1 protein-coding gene and 1 pseudogene are annotated in these 734 nt (G+C 64.3%); one reads left to right on the top strand and one right to left on the bottom strand.

From position 1 onward, the window contains the following. Nucleotides 1-389: response regulator (locus tag AC1DIX_RS27445; protein WP_477328470.1), on the top strand; the 389-nt coding region annotated here is incomplete at its 5' end. Between the two features lie 48 nt (nucleotides 390-437). On the opposite strand, the pseudogene AC1DIX_RS27440 reads toward AC1DIX_RS27445, so the two are convergent. Beyond that, nucleotides 438-734, bottom strand: a pseudogene (locus AC1DIX_RS27440) (NAD-dependent dehydratase); the annotation flags it as partial.

Below are 734 nucleotides of genomic sequence, written 5' to 3'. Positions count from 1 at the left end.
GAGATAGATTCATGAACGTCTTGATTGTCGAAGATGAAGGGTTCATCGCCCTGGAACTGGAAAGAATTGCCGTCGAGGCTGGTCATCGCGCGCTTGGCCCGGCCTCGACGATCGAGCAGGCATTGGCTTTCGCGCCGCGGGCGGATGCCGCACTTGTCGATGTCGGACTGTCGGACGGGACAAGCGGAACGCAACTCGCCCGGCGGCTGATCGACCGTTTCGGGATCAGCGTGATCTTCGTGACCGGCTCTCCGCAGGCGGTTTCGCAGGGTTTCGATGGCGCCTTTGCTGTGGTCGGCAAGCCGTTTACCGACGAGCGGATCCAGTCGGCGTTGCAAGCCGCGGACGATTGGCGGCGCGGGCATGTAATCCGCGCGGCGGCATTGTGATCGAAACTGCGGGCGGGCGCCATTCATGGCGTCCGCCCGCTTGTATCCTTAGTACTGCATCGCGTTGAGATCGGAGATCAGCGACGGCCCGGCCGGATGCCATCCCAGCACGGCCTTCGTCTTGGCGCTCGATGCCGGGAAGTCGATCGTGGTGAAGATCGACAGCCATCCGAAGTGCGCTGCGGCTTCCTCGCGGGAGATCGATCTGACCGGCAGCTTGAGGCCCCGGCCGATCGCCTCGGCGATCTCGCGTGCCTCCACGCCCTCTTCGGCGACGGCGTTGTAGCGCGCACCGCGTTCGGCTCTCTCGATCGCCAGACGGTAGAGACGGGCGACGTCCGACAG

It is taken from the genome of Massilia sp. 05N420 (assembly GCF_056397205.1).
The sequence above is the reverse complement of the archived record's forward strand: the minus strand, read 5'-3'. Positions and strand labels throughout refer to the sequence as shown.